At 31.9% G+C, this 17,893-nt stretch carries 16 protein-coding genes, 2 tRNA genes and 1 pseudogene; 6 read left to right on the top strand and 13 right to left on the bottom strand.

Features of this window, described 5'->3' with window-relative positions; genetic code table 11:
- The first annotated feature begins 174 nt into the window (after positions 1-174).
- Positions 175-1,260 carry a hypothetical protein gene (locus tag PQF96_RS13370; protein ID WP_271766778.1) on the top strand — a complete coding sequence of 362 codons (1,086 nt, stop codon included), beginning with the start codon at positions 175-177 and terminating at the stop codon, positions 1,258-1,260.
- Positions 1,261-1,321: 61 nt separating this feature from the next.
- Here PQF96_RS13370 and PQF96_RS13365 read toward each other — a convergent pair whose 3' ends face one another.
- The 5 genes from PQF96_RS13365 to PQF96_RS13345 all read right to left on the bottom strand — a co-directional run bounded on the left by PQF96_RS13365 (position 1,322) and on the right by PQF96_RS13345 (position 3,582).
- Positions 1,322-1,693 (bottom strand): diacylglycerol kinase, encoded by a 372-nt coding sequence (locus PQF96_RS13365; RefSeq protein ID WP_408629608.1) that lies wholly within the window; start codon positions 1,691-1,693, stop codon positions 1,322-1,324.
- A 6-nt stretch (positions 1,694-1,699) separates the two neighbouring features.
- A complete protein-coding gene (gene tpx, locus PQF96_RS13360; RefSeq protein ID WP_109438286.1) occupies positions 1,700-2,200 on the bottom strand; it encodes a thiol peroxidase in 501 nt (166 codons plus the stop codon).
- Between the two features lie 112 nt (positions 2,201-2,312).
- The gene (locus tag PQF96_RS13355; RefSeq protein ID WP_109438285.1) at positions 2,313-2,570 is read right to left on the bottom strand and encodes a DUF6952 family protein; all 258 of its coding nucleotides are present in this window, start codon (positions 2,568-2,570) and stop codon (positions 2,313-2,315) included.
- Entirely contained in the window at positions 2,551-2,865 is a 315-nt protein-coding gene (locus PQF96_RS13350) for a thioredoxin family protein (protein ID WP_109438284.1), read from the bottom strand. Before PQF96_RS13350 ends, PQF96_RS13355 begins: the two co-directional genes overlap by 20 nt.
- Positions 2,866-2,943: 78 nt before the next feature.
- A complete protein-coding gene (locus PQF96_RS13345) occupies positions 2,944-3,582 on the bottom strand; it encodes a peroxiredoxin (RefSeq protein WP_109438283.1) in 639 nt (212 codons plus the stop codon).
- Between the two features lie 278 nt (positions 3,583-3,860).
- Between PQF96_RS13345 and PQF96_RS13340 the strand changes: the two genes are divergently transcribed.
- The 4 genes from PQF96_RS13340 to PQF96_RS13325 all read left to right on the top strand — a co-directional run bounded on the left by PQF96_RS13340 (position 3,861) and on the right by PQF96_RS13325 (position 8,240).
- Positions 3,861-6,095: a tetratricopeptide repeat-containing hybrid sensor histidine kinase/response regulator gene (locus PQF96_RS13340; RefSeq protein WP_109438282.1), complete on the top strand. Its 2,235-nt coding sequence runs from the start codon at positions 3,861-3,863 to the stop codon at positions 6,093-6,095.
- 87 nt (positions 6,096-6,182) lie between these two features.
- Positions 6,183-7,385, top strand: a complete 1,203-nt coding sequence (locus tag PQF96_RS13335) for a trans-sulfuration enzyme family protein (protein WP_244299756.1) — start codon at positions 6,183-6,185, stop codon at positions 7,383-7,385.
- Positions 7,386-7,388: 3 nt separating this feature from the next.
- Positions 7,389-8,105 (top strand): bacillithiol biosynthesis deacetylase BshB1, encoded by a 717-nt coding sequence (gene bshB1, locus PQF96_RS13330; protein ID WP_271766777.1) that lies wholly within the window; start codon positions 7,389-7,391, stop codon positions 8,103-8,105.
- Positions 8,106-8,164: 59 nt separating this feature from the next.
- Positions 8,165-8,240: transfer RNA gene (locus PQF96_RS13325), tRNA-His, on the top strand.
- Positions 8,241-8,300: 60 nt separating this feature from the next.
- On the opposite strand, the gene PQF96_RS13320 is transcribed toward PQF96_RS13325, so the two are convergent.
- A complete protein-coding gene (locus tag PQF96_RS13320; RefSeq protein ID WP_271766775.1) occupies positions 8,301-9,353 on the bottom strand; it encodes a M28 family metallopeptidase in 1,053 nt (350 codons plus the stop codon).
- A gap of 171 nt (positions 9,354-9,524) precedes the next feature.
- On the opposite strand from PQF96_RS13320, the gene PQF96_RS13315 reads away from it, so the two are divergent.
- Positions 9,525-9,609, top strand: a tRNA-Ser gene (locus tag PQF96_RS13315).
- A 76-nt stretch (positions 9,610-9,685) separates the two neighbouring features.
- Here PQF96_RS13315 and PQF96_RS13310 read toward each other — a convergent pair.
- The 7 genes and pseudogenes from PQF96_RS13310 to PQF96_RS13280 form a co-directional block, all read right to left on the bottom strand.
- The gene (locus PQF96_RS13310) at positions 9,686-10,267 is read right to left on the bottom strand and encodes a hypothetical protein (RefSeq protein ID WP_271766773.1); all 582 of its coding nucleotides are present in this window, start codon (positions 10,265-10,267) and stop codon (positions 9,686-9,688) included.
- 13 nt (positions 10,268-10,280) lie between these two features.
- Positions 10,281-11,405, bottom strand: a complete 1,125-nt coding sequence (locus PQF96_RS13305) for a putative phage abortive infection protein (RefSeq protein WP_271766771.1) — start codon at positions 11,403-11,405, stop codon at positions 10,281-10,283.
- On the bottom strand, positions 11,406-14,114 hold the full coding sequence (locus PQF96_RS13300; protein WP_271766769.1) for a type ISP restriction/modification enzyme: 2,709 nt from the start codon (positions 14,112-14,114) through the stop codon (positions 11,406-11,408). It abuts the gene before it with no gap.
- Between the two features lie 45 nt (positions 14,115-14,159).
- On the bottom strand, positions 14,160-14,573 hold the full coding sequence (locus PQF96_RS13295; RefSeq protein WP_333968027.1) for a hypothetical protein: 414 nt from the start codon (positions 14,571-14,573) through the stop codon (positions 14,160-14,162).
- 27 nt (positions 14,574-14,600) lie between these two features.
- Entirely contained in the window at positions 14,601-16,280 is a 1,680-nt protein-coding gene (locus PQF96_RS13290; protein ID WP_271766766.1) for a restriction endonuclease, read from the bottom strand.
- Between the two features lie 220 nt (positions 16,281-16,500).
- The gene (locus PQF96_RS13285; RefSeq protein ID WP_271766764.1) at positions 16,501-17,103 is read right to left on the bottom strand and encodes a hypothetical protein; all 603 of its coding nucleotides are present in this window, start codon (positions 17,101-17,103) and stop codon (positions 16,501-16,503) included.
- A 237-nt stretch (positions 17,104-17,340) separates the two neighbouring features.
- Positions 17,341-17,791: pseudogene (locus tag PQF96_RS13280) on the bottom strand (JAB domain-containing protein).
- Between the last annotated feature and the right edge of the window lie 102 nt (positions 17,792-17,893).

Genomic DNA, 17,893 nt, shown 5'->3' with positions numbered 1-17,893 from the left:
CAATATATTATAAACAGGTATAAGAGTCATACTTCTTATTCCATACACTTGCCAATCAAAGACATAGCTCTTTTTCATTAGCTAACCTGAAATTATATCAGAATAGTCTAATATGTAATTCAATTTTATTCGTAAGTATATATTCTAATTCATCACAAACAAACTAAAAAAATCATGAAAAAGCTACTTTTATCAATTATGCTGATCGTTTCCTTTTCTGTCTTGTCGCAAGAATCTGATGACATCATCACACTAAATAACGGAACTGTTATTGTTGGAAAAATTATAGAATTTAATTTTAATGAAAATCTAACTGTTCAAACTAAAGAGGGGTATGGTTTTAAGTTTAATGTTCAGGATGTGAGAAACATTAAAAAACAACAACCTCAAAATCAATTTAAAAACACATCTTCTGGTCAAAACAATTTTCAGCAAAATACTTATAAGCAAGGGTATCATGCAAGAAATGCTACAAGTGGGGTAACAGGAAATGTTCCTAACTACAATAGTCTTGCTGTAACTCCTGTTCCACAACCTTCTTCAGGTACTACAAATAATGTTTCATCACAACAATTTCAAAGAACAGTTCCTTATCATAATTCTAATGTGGTACCACAGACTACTACTTATAATAATCAAAATACTGCGCAGAATGTGCCATCAAATCAGAACATGCAATACTCAAGTACACAGCATGGTAATGTCAATTATGCTATAGATCCTTCTAATAGTTATAGTAATCAACAAAATTATGGATATCAACCCAATCAACAACAATTTCAGAATTATCAAACTCCTCAACAACCTATTCAAAATCAAAGAGCAATAACTCCTAATAATAATTATCAAGCTCCAAATAATTATTATTCTGCCAATCAAAACATAGCAGACACATCGCTAAAAAAGGTTCCGGATCAGGATATCTTTACAAACGTTGATAGTTATCGTTCTATCAAGAGCAAAAGCACAACAATCGATTGTTCGCAGGGGTTTGGAAACTTCTATTTTGTTAATAAGACCGGGAAAAATGTTTTAATTAGTATCCAGAAAAAACAAAAGGATGGATATTTTAGTGATCATAGAGAACTATCTATTCCTAATGATTCTAAAGGTTTTTTTAAAGATTTAAAAACAGGAGATCACCCTTTTTTCGTAAAAGTAAGGAATTCCTTAGGCAATCAGCAGAATGAATATACTATTTTAGGCAGAGGCAACATTCGTGTAGAGCAATGCAAAACTCAACAAATTGATATTAGATAGTTGCAAGATAATACCAGAGCTACCTGGAAAAAATTCAGGTAGCTCTGGTATATTCTTATAATTAATGTGAAAAATAAGGTATATAAATAATCAGGCCTATAATTACAGCTGTAATCGCAGCTATAAAAACAGCTCCTGCAGCTATATCCTTAATCAAACCAATTTTATTATGAAAATCAGGATGTATGAAATCTGCTATAGCTTCGATCGCAGTATTCAGGCCTTCTATACTCATTACTAAACCTATAGCAAAAATTTGTAAAATCCATTCAATTGAAGTGATATCAAAATAAAAACCCAATGTAATCATAAGTAAGGCAATACCAACCTGTACTTGTATACTTGGCTCAGTTTTTATCAATAAAACAGCACCTTTAAATGCATAACCACAACCTCGAAGCCTGCCGACAATAAACTTTAACATTTTATTCATTAGATCTTATGACAACGTTTTAAGTGCTGCAGAATAATCAGGTTCCTGTACAATTTCCGGAACTTGCTCTGTATACAACACATTTGCATCTTCATCTAAAACAATAACAGCTCTTGAATGTAATCCCTGCATTGGTCCATCAATAATCTCTACACCGTAGTTTTTCCCAAAATCACCATTCTTAAAGTCAGAATGATTAATTACATTATCCAGGCCTTCTGCTCCACAAAAACGAGCTTGGGCAAACGGTAAATCTCTAGAAATACATAACACTTTAGTGTTAGACAAATGACTAGCTTCTTTATTAAATTCTCTAACTGAAGCAGCACAAATTCCTGTATCTATAGATGGAAAAATATTAAGTACAACTCTAGATCCTTTATAATCTGATAATTTTATTGTGGACAAATCGGTATTTACCAATTCAAAATCTGGTGCCTTCTGTCCTACTTCTGGCAATGTACCGTTGGTATGTATCGTATTTCCTTTTAATGTTATTGAAGCCATAATAAATGATTGTTATTTTTAGTGGTTTAAAATTAATAAGATTAAATGGTAATATTCATAAAGTTTTTAGAAAATAAAAAAACCTTCTGATTTTAGAAGGTTTTTTTATTTTCTATTTGTCTATTGACCCAAGAACTCTTTTCATAAAATCATTGAGAGCATCTTTCTTAGAGCTTCCTTCTTTTATCATTTTATCAACTTCTAAAGCTCCATACATATTTGAAATAAGTTCCCCTATAACATCTAATTCTTCATCTTTAAGAGAAGGAACTTCTGTTAAAGCTTCTAAGGTTTCGATAGTTTCTACTACAAAATCCTCATCGTTTTCTTCAATAAAACTTGTAAGATGTTTAATTATTGGTAACTTCATCTACTAATTCTTTAAGAACATCAAATTTATTTGTCTGAACCTGATTCTTGAAAGAACCTTCTTTGAAAGTAGCAAATGTAGGAAGATTGTCGACAGTTGCCATTTTTCTTGATTCAGGATATTTTTCTGCGTCTACAATAACAAAAGTGGTGTTTTCATTTTCGGAAGCTAATTTTTTAAATTTTGGCTTCATTATTCTACAGTTACCGCACCAAGATGCAGAATATTGAACAATTACGGTATTACTATCCTTCACTAGTTGAGAAAGGTTATCTTCTGTTAACTCTTGAATCATATCAATTAAATTAATATTTAGTAAAGAATTTCTCCAGAGTGATTTCTCTGGAGAAATCCAAAACAATGGTTATACTATTTAATGAGAAGCTAAATAAGAAGCTACTCCTTTTCTATCTGCATTCATTGCATCTTTTCCTTCTTCCCAGTTTGCTGGACATACTTCACCATTTTTCTGTACATGTGAATATGCATCAATCAATCTCAAGAATTCTGCTACATTTCTACCAACAGGCATATGATTTATTCCTTCATGAAAAACAGTACCTTCTTCATCTATTAAGTATGTTGCTCTATAAGTAACATTATCACCTTCTACAGTAACTACTCCAGTCTCCTCATTATACGTTTCATTAGTGATATCAAGAATTCCTAATGTACTAGAAAGGTTACGATTAGAATCTGCTAGAATTGGATATGTAACTCCTTCAATACCTCCATTATCTTTAGATGTATTTAACCATGCAAAATGTACTTCCGGAGTATCACATGAAGCACCAATAACTATGGTATTTCTTTTTTCAAATTCTCCTAACGCTTCTTGAAAAGCATGTAACTCGGTTGGACAAACAAATGTAAAATCCTTAGGATACCAAAAAAGTAATACTTTTTTACCTTTGTTTTTTGCCTCTTCTAAAACATTAAGTTTAAAAGTATCCCCCATATCATTCATTGCGTCAACGTCTAGATTTGGGAATTTTTTACCTACAAATGCCATATTTTAATTTTTAAAAATTTATAATTGATTAATCTTTTGACAGCGCAAATATACATCTACTTAAACAACTAAAATTATTGCACAATTTTAATTCTTTATATATAGATAGTTTTTTCTAATCATTAACAGTTTTCTTATAAAAAAACAATAATTCCTACAACAACATTGATTTACCTACAAAAAATACGGATAAATAGCACTTTTTTTACGGTGAATTGCACGATGTTAAATCTATTTTCGTATTTTCGTCCACGTATATTAACCAGAATTATTAATAGTTGAAAAACGTTATTCAACATATAACCATCTTATTTTTAATAGGTTTTACTCAAGTTGTACAATCTCAATCTTCTATAGTTTCAGATAGTATTCAAAGCTATATTGAAAAAGCAGAAAAATTGCAAGAAGAATACAAGTATGAGCAATCTTTTGAAATCGCTAAAGCTGCACTTCAAAATGCACAATACAATAATGATGATAAAAGTTTAGGCTATATCTATAATATTATTGCAAAAAATTATGAAATAAGTGAAAATGATAATAAAGCAAGAAGCAATTACAGAAGAGCACTTACTTATGCTAGAAGTTCAAAAAGTAAAGTATTAGAAACTGATCTTTATAATAATCTTGCACGTGTTTATACAAAACATAATCTCACTCGAAAAAAAGGAGTAGATTATTATAAAAAATCTTATGAATTCGCTATAAAACTAAATGATACATCTAGAATGATAAGACCACTATTAAACCTTGGTGAGTATTATATTTCTAGAAATGACTTTGATAGCGCTTATGAATACCTTGCTCCTGCAAGAAAACTGGTACATGAAAAATCTTCAAACCTTGTTAAAACCAAATTAAGTGGACTTTTAGGAAGATACTTTTTAAGTGTACGTAGGTTCGAGGAATCCGAAGAATATACAGATCAAGCTATATCATATGCCCTTGGAGAAACCAAAAACAAGGAAAACAATGATGAAATGATTTCTACATTTTATGAAGAGCTTGCTTCTGCGTATGAAGCTAAATCTGAACTTTATCGCAAACAAGATGATTATCAAAGAGCATATCATTTTCAGAAAAAACAGTTTCAAAATATCCTTCAAGCAAAAGATTATAAAAAACTAATAGAACTTCAACGTGCTAATATTAAATATGAAGTTGATGTTATTAAAGAAAATATAAAAATAGCGCAGGATCAAAAAAAGGAAAGCGAATCAGAGGTTGTTAAATGGAGAATCAGTATCATTCTTGGTATTATATTAATTCTTATTTCTCTTGCTTTCTTAATAAGTTCATATAAAAACAATATTCAGAAGAAAAGACTTAACAATGACCTTATTGACAAAAATAAGGAACTAATTAGTGCAAAAGAGACTGCAGAACAGGTGTCAACCTTAAAATCTCAGTTTATATCTACAGTTAGCCATGAGCTTAGAACTCCGTTATATGGTGTTATTGGACTTACCTCCTTACTTATGGAGAACCCAGACAAAAAGAAAAAAAATGAATACTTAGAATCATTAAAATTTTCTGGAGATTATCTTTTGGCACTAATCAATGATGTTTTACAGCTAAGTAAGATAGAAACTAATGAGGTAAAATTAGAAAAAGTTTCTTTTGATGTTAGAACTTTAATAGAAGGTATTGTTAATTCTCTTCATACCAAACAAAAAAGTAATAACAACACAGTACATATTGACATTGATAAAAAGATAACCACTACATTATTAGGTGACTCTGTAAGGCTTTCGCAAATATTAATAAATCTGATCGGTAATGCTCTTAAATTTACTAAAGATGGAAATATTTGGGTTAGTGTAAAATGTCTGGATTCTAAAAAGGATAGTCATGTTCTTCGTTTCATTGTAAGGGATGACGGAATAGGAATCCCTAAAAACAAACAACAAACTATTTTTGACAACTTTGCCCAGGTAAAAAATGAAAATCAAGAATATGAAGGAACCGGACTTGGACTGGCTATTGTAAAGAAACTTATTCATCTTCATAATAGTGAAATCCACATTACTAGTAAAGAAGGAAAAGGTTCTGAGTTTTATTTTGATTTATTCTATGAAAAAGCAGTTAAAGAACAAGAAATTTCTTTAAAATCCGGAGAAAACCTTAGTATAGGAACAAGCAATTTTAATGTTCTTATTGTTGATGATAATAAGATTAATCAAATTGTAACTCAAAATATCTTAAAAAAGAAAGGATACACCTGTAATATTGCCAGCAATGGTATGGATGCCATAGAAATGATAAAAAATGAAAAATTTGACCTTGTATTAATGGATATAAATATGCCAGAAATGAATGGTCTTGAGGCAACCAAAGTAATACGTACATTTAATCCAAACATTCCAATTATTGCATTAACTGCCGTCGAAGAAGGAGAAGTAAGAGGCCAGGCTTTATCTGTAGGTATGAATGATGTAATTATTAAACCGTACGACACACAACAATTCTTCCAATCGATAATGAGAAACATTTCTAAAGTAAAAATGTTTTAGTCTTAGGTAGACCTTATCAAAAATCATATCCTATTTAGATTTAATCTGTTAAATCTTATTCGAATTCTTCTGAATATCTTAATTTAGATGCAAAAACTTGTAAGACTTATCGCATTAACTATGGATACACAAAAAATGGGTTTTAATACCATATGTACTCATCTTGGAGAAATTAAAGATGAACAATTTAAAGGTGCTGTTTCACCTATATATATGTCTACTTCATATGCTTTTGAAGATGTAGATATAAAACGCTACCCAAGATACTTTAATACTCCAAATCAGGAAGCATTATCCAAAAAAATAGCTAAACTTGAAAAAGGAGAATCTGCTTTAATTTTTGGCAGTGGAATGGCAGCTATAAGCACAACATTATTTGCGTTCTTACAAAAAGGAGATCATATAGTTTTACAACGAACATTATATGGAGGAACTGCAAATCTCGTTAATGAAGAATTTGAAAAACACGGAATAGAATTTTCTTATGTAGACACACAAACGTCTGAAGGTTTTAAAGAAAAAATAAAACCTAATACTAAAGTAATTTACATAGAAACCCCTTCTAATCCTCTATTAACGATTACCGATATTAAAGCCGTCGCTGATTTAGCAAAAGAAAACAACATTATCACAATGATCGATAATACTTTTGCTTCGCCAGTCAATCAAAACCCAATTGAATTGGGAATAGATATTGTTTTACATTCTGCCACCAAATACCTTGGTGGTCATAGTGATATTCTTGCCGGAGCGGTGATTTCTTCTGAAAAAAATATGGATCAGATTTTTCAGGTTGCTAAAAATTTCGGAGGTAGTCTGAGCGATTTTACAGTATGGATGCTAGAGAGAAGTATAAAAACGTTAGGAATTCGAGTAAAACAACAAAACAAAAATGCTTTAAAACTTGCCAAATGGCTAGAAAAACATCAAGATATTTCTGCAGTGTATTATCCAGGGCTAAAATCTCATCCTGATTATGAAATTGCCAAAAAGCAAATGAAAGGGTATGGAGGTATGCTATCTTTTGAATTAAAAGAAGGGCTTAACGCTAGTAAGTTTCAAAAAGAATTAAGACTAATTAAAAGTTCTATGAGTCTTGCAGGAGTAGAAAGCACTATACTCTCCCCTACTCTTACTTCTCACGCTTTACTTACAGAAGAAGAAAGAGCTTTACAAGGAATAAGCGATGGACTATTGAGACTTAGTGTAGGTATTGAAGAAGATGAAGATTTAACACAAGATATCCAACAAGCCATAGAAAAGGTAAAAATTCTAGAATTAGAGCATTAAAATATGAAATTAGACATTCTAGCAATAGGAGCTCATCCAGATGATATAGAGCTAAGTTGTTCGGGAACCATAGCCAAAGAAGTTGCGCTAGGAAAAAAAGTCGGAATCTTAGATCTTACCAGAGGTGAATTAGGAACAAGAGGTACTCCAGAGATTAGAGATCAGGAAGCAAAAAATGCTGCTAAGATATTAGGAGTTTCTGTACGAGAGAATCTAAATTTTAGAGATGGTTTTTTTACAAATGATGAAGAACATCAATTAGCAATTATACAAAAAATAAGAAAGTATAAGCCAGAGATTGTGCTCTGTAATGCAATTACTGATAGACATATTGACCATGGCAAAGGAAGTAAATTAACAAGTGATGCTTGCTTTTTATCGGGCCTAAGAAGGATAGAAACTTTTGATGATAAAGAAGTTCAGGAAGCTTGGCGACCAAAACATGTGTTTCATTATATTCAATGGAAAAATATTGAACCTGATTTTGTAGTTGATATAAGTGATTATATAGATGTGAAAATGGATAGTGTTATTGCTTATGAATCTCAATTTTATGATCCAAATAGCAATGAACCCTCAACTCCTATATCAAGTAAAAATTTTATGGACAGTATTCGCTATAGAGCAAATGATTTAGGAAGAATTATTGGTGTAGAATATGCAGAAGGTTATACCGTAGAACGCTATGTAGCAGTCAATTCTATTTTTGATTTAATATAATATCATTTTTTGTTTTGTAGAAATGTAAAAATGACTTATTTTTGCACCCGAAATTAAATGGTGGTTGTAGCTCAGTTGGTTAGAGCATTGGTTTGTGGTACCAAGGGTCGCGGGTTCGAATCCCGTCTTCCACCCCTAATAAAAAAAGCCCTTAAAAAAGGGCTTTTTTCTTTTTAAATGATATAAACACTACTCTTATTCTTTACCTATTCCATCAACCACAATCCTATCTTTTCTATTTGCTACTTCCCAAGCAGTATAAAAAACTAGTTTTGCACGTTTAGCCATAAGATCATATTCAATCTTATCTGCTGTATCAGTTTGTTTGTGATAATCTTCATGAACACCATTAAAATAAAAAATAATAGGAATATTGTGCTTAGCAAAATTATAATGATCACTTCTAAAATAGAATCGATTAGGATCATTTTCTGCATTATAAGTATAATCTAAATCCAACTTTGTATGAATTGAATTCATTTTTTCACTGATATCATGCAATTCTGTACTTAATCTATCACTACCAATCAAATACACATAATTATTCTTATCTTTTTCTTCGTGATTTTTATCGATCCTTCCTATCATATCAATATTAAGATCTGTAACCGTATTTGCTAATGGAAACACTGGGTTTTCTGTATAATATTTTGATCCATACAATCCTTTTTCCTCACCTGTAACGTGTAAAAACAAAATAGATCTTTTTGGTCCTAACCCATCTTTTTTTGCTTTCATAAACCCTTGTGCTATTTCTAATATACTTACTGTACCAGAACCATCATCATCAGCTCCATTAAATACTCCACCATTTCCATCAACTCCTACATGGTCATAATGTGCAGAGATAACCACAATTTCATCTGGTTTTTCAGTTCCTTCTATAAATGCCAGAACATTTTCTGATGATTTAATTCCTCCTCTAAAGAAGCTTTCTGGTATTTCTTGAAAGTAATCATCTCCTCCTAATGGAGAAGGTATTCCCATTCTTTTATATTGCTTTTTTAAATATTCTGCCGCTTTTTTCTGACCTGGTTCACCAGTATCACGACCTTCAAAATCATCTCCCGCAAAAGTATACAAGTACTCTTTCAATTCATTAGTAGTAATAGTTTCTGCATAAGTAACTGCGGCTAACTCCATATTTATAGCATCTGTATCCACCTCTGGATAATCTGTCGAAGAATTCTGAGAGTTCCCACAACAACAGATAATAAATGAGCCAACTAATAATAATGTGTTTTTCATACAAACATTTAATTTAATATCGTACAAGATACTCATTTAGACCCATATAGATAAGTGAATATTTTCTTAAAACGAATTACATTAAATTATTTGAAAAAAATCTTTACAGAATTAAAAAAGGTTATTATATTTGCACCCGCATTCAGGGAATACCTGATGAGACTAAACACTGGAGAATTGGCAGAGTGGTCGAATGCGGCAGTCTTGAAAACTGTTGAGGGTCACACCTCCGGGGGTTCGAATCCCTCATTCTCCGCAAAAAGCCTTGTAATCATTTGATTTACAAGGCTTTTATTTTTTAGTTGACAATATCGTTGACAATTCTTTCCTTTTTAGTGTGTTCTGAAAGAGTTATACGGAGTATTTAATTTCAAAGAACAATACACCTCAAATAAATACATTTGAGCATTTTGAACCTCATCCTCTTTTTCATCAGAAATATAATTAAATGGATAAATACGAACCTGCATATTGTCATTTATCCTTCTACACATTTTAGCTACTTTTCCAGTAGTCTCGAACTCTTTTCTCAAATATTTCTTTCCTGTTTCTTTATTAATAAATTCAGGATTTACTTTTAACTCTTCATTCTTTGCCAACTTGAATGCAAATGATGAACTAAAATGAGTCTCTGCATTTACATGATCTCTAAGTCTTTGAATACATTTTCTGCTGATTCCAACGTACAAAGGTTTGCAAAATTCATAAATCACATAAAGCCCCTTGAAATCATTGTCTCCATTCAAATACTTTTCATTAAATACATTCTTCTCAATCAAAATATTCCTAACTTCACCAAGTTTATTTTTTCTAGTAAAAACATGAGAAAAGTTTAGCAACTCAGATCTTTCTAAAATCCTCAACATCCTAGGGAAATTATTAATAAGTTTTTCAAATGAAACAAATTGATCCATATAATAGAAATATTTAATTATCTCCCCATTCGAAAAGAGGATCGTTCACGCTTACCTCATCACTTTTTATATAATCTGCAAAATGAACTCTAGGACTCTCTGGGATTTTAATGCGATCCACAGGAAGATTATGTATCATTCTATACTTAGTGAAAAACTTATTATTTCTTATACCATTTTGATCCCATTCAACACCAAACCCTATTCGATAATTATAATATAAAAGATGCTGTTCTGAATTCGATAATTGTGCTCTTAAAATTTTCAGATATTTTCTTGCTATGGTATAGCTCTTACTGTTATAATCACCATCGTAATTTTCTACAACTAATCTGACAATTGCAAATAAGTTTCTAAAATAATGGGACAGACGAGATTCATGACCTTCAAATGGGTAAAACCTAAACTGAACGGGGTCTTGTCGATCTTGAATTCCTAATTTATGTCTTTCATAAAATTTCTTTTGAATTCTTAATAATTTTGAAATTATTACTTCTTCAAGTGCTAGATTTCCGCGCATTCGAGCTTGTTCTGAGTCCAAGCCAAACCAAAAGAGTTTATAAGAATAACCTAAAAGATAAGAATACATATTAGGATAACTCCTTATATCCCTTCCTATATAAATATTAGTTTCATCAAGGACAACATCAATTACTGTTTCCAATTCTTTAATCATACCATGAAAAAGCTTTCTCCCTTCTATTTCTCTTAAAAACTCTGTTGACTTCAATAAATAAGCAGAAGAAATTTTACCGTTTAAATCCTTAGTGAAGCTTTCTTCTGTAATATGATCAAAGAAAGTAACATTCATCTCTTCAATATTAGATTTGTGGAGATCTAGCATCTTATAAAACTGACTTTCAAATTGTTGAACTTTAAATTGTAATTGAATTTTTTTATTAGCATCATACTGCACGTAGAACGCTAAAAATGTAAATATTGCTACAAGAAGTGCTATAACAGGACCCAATGTTCCACTCAAAATAGAGCCTAAATCCCCTAAATCAATTTCTTCGAAGAAAGACGCTAAGAATATGGAAACAAGAATTATTATGATCGTTACCAAACTGAAGTATAAGTATTCATTTCCCTTGCCTAAATACTTATCTTGCTCTATATTGTCTGGAAGCAACTTCATTTAATCAAACTCTAATTTAGGTAACCCATCCACTATATCCACCGTTTGCACACTAACACTAATAATACTCAATAATAAATCTAAAATGTAACTTGGGTTGTTATGTTCTTTACTCCAATCGTTGGGGTCGTTGGTGATGCCAGATTTCTTATCAGTTTTAACCTGATAACGCTCCATTATCCATTCAATGGCTGACTTACCATTTACAACATATTGGTAAGCTTTTTCTGGAATATTTTTGATAGCTATATTACCATTGTACAAAATGGTATGTTTTTCATCCTTTTTAGGAAACTTCATTTTATTTACTGTATAATGCTTATTTTCTGCTCCAGTAACTTCAACTCCTTCATAAGGTTCAACAGACTCGTAATTAATATGTAAATCTGCTAATGCACGTCCTGCTTTACTAAATTTCCAGAAATCTTTAGGGCTGTCAATCAATGGTAACCGTGGCAGCATTTTTTTAAGATTATTGGCAAAAGTTTTTCGGTAATCTGGACTATGTAAAATACCATAGGCATAGTAAAAGATATCTTCTTTAGTAACCGATTTACCGTATTGTTTTTGGGCACGTTCTAAAATAAAATCACTAATCCCATCACGTTTTACATATTCACTTTCTCCTTCTTGGTCAAACAATCCTGGGGTTTGTTTTTTACGTTCTTCAAAATAATATAACGGGAAACACTGGGAATCACCATTAAAATGAAGATTTGCAACCTTATTTGTAATGAGTATAGCCATTCCATCATTTTGGCTTGGGGAAAAGCAGATAACAATATTCTCGTGTTTTTTAGATGGGAAAAACATAGGATTTAATCCAATAGCCTCAACAAACTCTCTGGCAAAATATAAATTCAATTTTGTGAAAGGTCTGTATGAACTTACAACTATTTGGTCCTTATCAAAAGCATATTCATTGTTTTTAACAATGCTATTTCTTAATGATCTAGTCCAACTAATTTTTGAAGAATCCTTACTCAAAAAATCCTTTACATCAATTTCCTTAAATCTAATTGCCTCATTATAATCTTTTCTTTGTTCATTATAAAATTCGATCATTCGAATCATATTTTCTTCAATCTTTTTAAGAGAAAAATTATAAGACCAAGTATCTCGATTCGTATTAGAGCCAACTGCATAGGTTGTGAAAAAAGAATGTGTTTTTAAGTCAAATTTCTTTTTTGGCTCAATCGGATTTAAAGTCTCAAACACATCACTTCGCTGATTTATCCAATCACCGTGTTCATTAGGTTTTATAACTTTCCATCCCATTTCAGGATTAGAAACTGTTTTAAATTTTGCTATGATGTCCAATTTCTCCTTTTGGCTTAAATAATCACCAATATCATGGTAATAAATTATGGCTTTATCCTTTTTAGTTTTAGGCTTTTTAACCAATAAAGTAATAGCAATTGGTGTACGAGAACCTGAACCAAAAATTTTACCGCCTTCTTTTCGTGATAGTTCCCCAGAAGTACGTTGATTTCCTCGTAAATTAAAGACATAAATAGCGTCAAATTCTTTTTCTATAGTAGTTCTAAATCCATCTGTACTATTTCCATCTAACCATGCTCCATTAGAAACAAAAGTTATGATTCCACCTTCATCATCCGCTAATCTATCTGTACTCCAGCGAAAAGCTTTGATGTAAGCATCATACAAGGATTTACTCAATCCAGCTGTCGACTCTTTAGCATACGTTTCAGCTATTCGAGCATCTAATTTTTCGTAACTTTGATTTTGAGCATTGTCATTCGCAGATTTTTGTCCTATGGAATAAGGTGGATTACCAACAATCACCCTAATAGGGCCTTTTTTCTGTATTTCCAAACGTTCAGAATTTTGGGGAAACATTTCAGAAAAAATCACAGAATCTTTAGTTTCACCTAATTGAAAAGTGTCGGTTAAACAAATACCATCAAAAGGTATATAATCACCCTCATTACCCATAACATCGTGATAGGCATTTTCAATATTCACATCAGCAATATAATAAGCCAACAACACAATTTCATTGGCATGCAATTCACGTTCGTACTTACGTGGTAAATCTTCTTTTTTAATGAGTCCTGAATGTATTAAACGTGTAATAAAGGTTCCTGTTCCGGTAAATGGATCGAGTACATGTACATCTTCATCTGAAATCGTTTGCCCGAACTCCTTTTGTAAGACATCATTTACAGAATGTAGAATAAAGTCAACTACCACAACTGGTGTATAGACAATCCCCAATTGCTCCACCATTTTAGGAAAAGCAGTTTTAAAGAATTTATCATACAATTCAATAATGATTCGTTGCTTACCTTCAGCATTATCGATACCTGCTGCTCGCATTCGCACTGATTCATAGAATTTGTTCAGAACTTTGGTATCCTTTTCAAGCGCACCTTCTTCCAACAATGCCATCATATGTTCCATAGCCATGGATACTGCATTATTGCTTACAAATGAATAACCTTCAAACAAGGCTTCAAAAACTGGTTTAGTTATCATGTGTTGAGCCAACATCTCAACCGCTTCCTTATCCGATATACTGGAATTGATATTGGATTGCAAACCCTTTAAAAACTTTTCAAAAGCCTTTCTATGCTCTGTTTTTTCTTCAATTAAATAGGTAATGCGTTCAACCAAACGTGTGGCAATTTCACCAACATTTTGAGCCCATTGCTCCCAATAACGTCTGTCTCCTACCTTTTTAACCAAACGCGCGTACAGTACGTTTTGTAAGGCTTCAAATTGTAATGTAAATTATTGATTTAGTCTATCTGTTTTATAACCTCCTTCATTTTCATTGATCCAATTACCATTTTCATCAAAAGAATAGTCGGGACGACCAATTAGGATTTGATCAGGACGCTTTTTATTAAGATCAATTTTATTAATAATAGCATTAAATCGGTCATCATGTGCCCGTAGGGCGTTTAAAACTGTCCAAACCACAGCGTAACGCTTATTATCATCCAAAGCTTTATCAGCTTCGACATCTGATGGCACTAGTACAGGTATAATAATATATCCATATTTTTTGCCTTCCGCACGTCGCATCACACGACCCACGGATTGTACCACATCAACCTCCGAATTACGAGCGGACAGGAACATTACAGCATCCAGCGACGGCACATCGACACCTTCACTAAGACAACGTACGTTGGTAAGGATTCTTGTATCATCACTTTCATCCTTTAATCAAGACAATAATTCTTCCCGTTCTGTGGCGGACATAGTTCCATCTATATGTTTGGCTTCGGTACTTATACGCACTTTTTGCTCTTCTTCCGGTAATGACTCAATATATTCGTTAGAAACTGTATTAAAATAATTGGCAATAGTTGTAGAAGCGGTTGCATCTGAATACGCGGTTGGATTTATCCTAGAGCAAAATGCGACTGCACGTTTCATTGGATTTGGATCAACCTTTCGTAATGAACCATCGTCTCCTAGCATTTGTTTTGCCAATGCATTAATACATCCAATAAGCTTTGAGGCATCATCACTATTAATCTCCTGTTCTTCATCAGAAATCATTTTCTGCACTGAAGGTGGAACATCTTTATCACTTAAGGTTAGAATAAGTACTTTGTAATCAGTCAATAAATTCTTTTCAACGGCTTCACCGAAACCAATTCGATATATTTCTTCGCCATAAATAGCTTCGTCATCCATAGAACATAAATATATATCCTCTTGAGCGGCCTTATCCTTAGCTTTTGGATCATATAGGCGTGGTGTAGCAGTCATATATAAACGCTTCTTACCACTTATGAAGTCGTTGTCATGCACTTTTACAAAAGCCGACTCATCTTCATTACTTAGTGTTACTCCTGTGGTTCTGTGGGCTTCATCACAAATGATTAAATCAAAAATGGATTCATCACCAATATTATTTTGTAACCCATTTTGAGCTCTAGAAATAACTTCTATGGATTGATAAGTAGAGAAAACAACAGTCATTCCATCATCACCATGTTGCTGGTAATAGGCAAATTGCCTAATAATATTATCAATATCTGTAGATGCCGGTAATGCTAGATCTAATGTACTGTAAAAATCGGCATCTTGACCTTTCTTTTTTCTTTTGGTAATGTCAGGTTGAGAACAGATACAAATGGCATTAATTGGGTTGATAGATTGTGCGGTCCATTCATTTAAAGTTTGACCTATTAATGCTATTGAAGGCACTAAAAATAGAACTAAACCTTTACCATTTGTTTCATGTTCCGCTATGCGTAGAGCAGTAAAAGTTTTACCCGTACCACAGGCCATAATCAATTTACCCCTATTATATTCTTTAAAGTGGTTATGGGTATTCTCTAATGCGATTTGCTGATGAGGTCTTGTATCGTATTTAACCGTTCTAGCTGATTCACCAGAAATACCTTGATCTATTTTATCCCATTGTACTGGTGCTTCTTCTAAAGCAAATAATCCTAATCGTGTTACTGGAATATTTTGAGTCAGGATCACATTCTCCGCATTCGAACTCCAACGTTTTCCTGTTGTATCTATCCATAATCGATGAGCGAACCTTGTTGTTTTTAAATCCTCTCCTTTAAATTGAGTACTAGATGCGGACAAAAAGCTATCTACCGATTTTTTATCAATTGTTGTATTCTCAGCATAGCATTTACATTGTATTGCCCAATAATCACCCTCATTAGTTAGAGCAACAATATCAATTCCCGTATCATTCCCTCCTAAATCTTTCCGACTAGGAAATTCATTCCATAACCATACTTTTTTGAATAGATTAGCATATTTTGGATCTGTTTGTAGGTAAGCCGCCATAAGTCTTTCAAACTTATCACCTTTATCCCGTTCTGAAAATGCGTATTTACGATACTTTTCAAGAATATTGTTGAATGTCATTCTAGTTGAATAATTTGTCCGAGTTGAAACTCAAAATATTTGATTATTTGTTGAGATGAACTAAATCGAGTATATTCAAAGGTATAAATATTATTACGACGTTTTAATCATTTTTTTATACTGAATGCTAATTTCTGCTCACCTTGATAAATTTATAATAATAATTAAGTAAACAATTACGGAAATCCACAAATGATTACTTTTAATTTTAATAGCTATATTAATTTCTCAACCCAAGCCTCTCTTTTATCTGATACTCATATAAACTGTATATTTCACCATATCCAATTTCTTTAAGCTCTAACGCTTTGTCTAATCGATATTGCCAATAACTATTATAACTACCAGGCTTAAGATAAATCTCAACTCTTTGTATATTGTTTTCAAAAAAGTGTCTTATCTCTTTTACATAGAAGTAATTCGTACCCACTTTGGCTCTTAAAAACGGCAAGTCAATGTTTTCTCCTACTCTGGGTATGTAATTAAGATTTAAACATTTGAAGGATGCATATCGCTTATAATATTCGGCATTAAACCAAACTTCAATGCTAGAGAAATCAAACGAATATTCAGTTTCAAAATCGAAAAAACTATTGTAAATCTCTTTTATTTGTTTTCTAACCTTATGAGAAGCTATGCCTGTACCCACCTCAACTTCCTTTAAAGTAGGGTAAAGTAAATCTTCATCATTATAATAATCTTTAGCACATAGGAATTGTATCAATGTTTGATACTTTTCATTATCCCTATATAATTTCATTACTTGTGGTTGGATGGAAAGTAAATCCACCAACATTTGTTTTACTGATACTCTTAGTTTCATTTTTTTTACAGATTAATGATTATTATAGAACTTAAAGTACAAACTGTTTTTCAATCTATTGAATCATTAACATTATTGGCCAGAAAGTCAGATAAATGAAATGGAATTTGATAACTAGTAAGTACCTCATTAGTTTCAGTGTTTTCCCAGCCTGATATATTCAGATTAGATTTCTATTCTTGAAAATCACCAAATAGTCTTGTTTATGCTATTTCGTTGTTGGTTTCTTTAGAAGGATTAAATCAATTGGAAATGATCAGATAGGCTATAAAATTCTTCATTTGTGATTATTAGATGATCCAGCAAATTAATATCCAGAAGTTCACGCGATTCTTTAATTTTCTTAGTAAGCCTGATATCTGAAGTACTAGGCTTTAGGGTGCCTGAAGGATGACTATTTACTAATAACCCCGCTTGCACACGTTTTTAGAGCAATTGCAAATAGCAATTTTACATCTACATAAGTTCCTGTAGTGCCTCCCTTTGACAGATTTTGTATTCCTAATACTTCATTTGCATTATTTAAGAGTAAGATTTTAAACTCTTCCTGTAGCTCTATAGTATTGTTATCCCATGATTTAATTAATATGTCATAAGCGCCTTTAGAGTTCTTGATTTTTATTCTCTCATGTTTAGTAATATTAGATGAGTAACTGATCTGTATCCCTGCAATAGTATTTTGTTTCATATTTTAGTTTATTTAAGTTTTGGGTATAAAAAAATCCACAACATTATTGCTGTGGATTTCTTACTATCTATTCTCTTATTGTTAGTCACAGATTTAGCGTGA

Origin of the sequence: Aquimarina algiphila, assembly GCF_947494415.1 — a bacterium.
In the GTDB taxonomy this organism is placed as follows: Bacteria; Bacteroidota; Bacteroidia; order Flavobacteriales; family Flavobacteriaceae; genus Aquimarina; species Aquimarina algiphila.
This window is presented reverse-complemented; position numbering and strand designations above follow the sequence as displayed.